Origin of the sequence: Arsenophonus nasoniae DSM 15247 (assembly GCF_000429565.1) — a bacterium.
Classification (GTDB): Bacteria; Pseudomonadota; Gammaproteobacteria; order Enterobacterales; family Enterobacteriaceae; genus Arsenophonus; species Arsenophonus nasoniae.
This window is the reverse complement of the sequence record NZ_AUCC01000258.1, coordinates 1-1,313: the sequence shown is the minus strand read 5'-3', so window position 1 is coordinate 1,313 and position 1,313 is coordinate 1. Positions and strand designations below refer to the sequence as shown.

Annotated in this window: 2 protein-coding genes; both read right to left on the bottom strand. The window is 41.1% G+C overall.

The window, feature by feature from the left end:
* Positions 1-605, bottom strand: a 605-nt coding sequence (locus tag G468_RS23555) for an ORF6N domain-containing protein (RefSeq protein ID WP_081700733.1), incomplete at its 3' end; no start/stop codon positions are given.
* 244 nt (positions 606-849) lie between these two features.
* Complete coding sequence (locus G468_RS0118160) at positions 850-1,197, bottom strand: antiterminator Q family protein (RefSeq protein ID WP_026824167.1); 348 nt, start codon at positions 1,195-1,197, stop codon at positions 850-852.
* Between the last annotated feature and the right edge of the window lie 116 nt (positions 1,198-1,313).

The window sequence follows — 1,313 nt, the reverse complement described above, 5'->3', positions numbered from 1 at the left end:
GCTTCTTTAACGCCATTGGTGAAGTTATAAATCTTTTCGCATTCTTTTGCGATTATCGGTATCTGATTAACTTCAAAATTTTGTGGTGACTCTACGCCTGTTACATGACGTAAAGCATACCAGATGCCTTGTGTCCATGAACGCTCAAATCGGAAGCCGTTGGCCATCGTCCAAATTAAACGAGAAAGATGTGAGGTGTCATCTGCGGTTAACAATTCTCTTGCTTCTGGATAGTGTTTAGGCGGATTAAATGTTTTTTCTGAATGGAAATAGTAATCTTCTAACTGTTCAAAGACTTCCCATGCTTGATCAGTTTCAAGCATTTTAGCGTGTCTGGCCGATCCGCGTTCCGTCCATAAGATTAACACTCTGGTTTTTGGTGAAATTTGTAAGTAGTTAAAAGCTACTCGCAAATTTTTAAGCTCATCACCCGAAATTTTAAAATAATGTTTTCCTTCAATGAATCGATCTTTATTTTCATTGTGATTTTGTCTTATTCGTACGGGCTGAGTACCGTAAATTTGCGCCAATAGTTCAGTTGTAATTACGGGTATATTCTTATGGGTGATAATAGAAAGGTTACTAACAGTTATTTGAGCAGTCATAATGACCTCCGTATAATTTTAGTACCAATCACCAATTAGTAGATGGTGATCGGGCGTCAACTAGAGCTTATACGACACTCCGGGCATATTCCCCTTTTGGGTTTTGTATTACGCCTCTCCACCCGATCATTATTTGGATGCAATCATGCCGTATTACAGGCATAAAAAAGCCGCATGGCTATCGGGTGCGGAATCCGCGTATAAATTCTAGTGCGGTCAGCATACGATAGTCGATACGGTGTTGTCAATTTGTTGCTTTAAGGAGTGTGTGAACAGTGCCCGCTATGTAGGATTCAGCCCTACCCATGTAAGCAGTGATATAATCCGGTCTTTTCTTCCAGTTTTTAGCTATCATTCGGCATGAAATATGATGCTGATAATGTAAGCAAATGATATTGTAGCCATCGATGTCATATCTTTTTAATCCTGCCACGGCCTTATCGACAATTTCGCCTTCTTCATCGCTTAGCCAAGGTCTGTCATCGTCGAATTTAACAGGAGCAATGGAAGACATACCTTTGTATTCGGTTCCAATGCGGCTCATGCTCCAGTTTCCCCATGCTTCCAGTAAATCTTTTACGTGCCTACTCATCTCCCCTCCGGCAAAAATAGAAATAGGGGCATGCTTTCAATGCCCTGCGTTGAATAGTTATGGTGGTTTAAAATGTGTGGGCTTTTTCTTCGCCCATTCGAAAGGTGATACCTGCC

What these genes read in the sequence shown, in the direction of transcription:
- G468_RS0118160 (WP_026824167.1), bottom strand. Translation starts at nt 1,197, where the DNA reads ATGAGTAGGCACGTAAAAGATTTACTGGAAGCATGGGGAAACTGGAGC.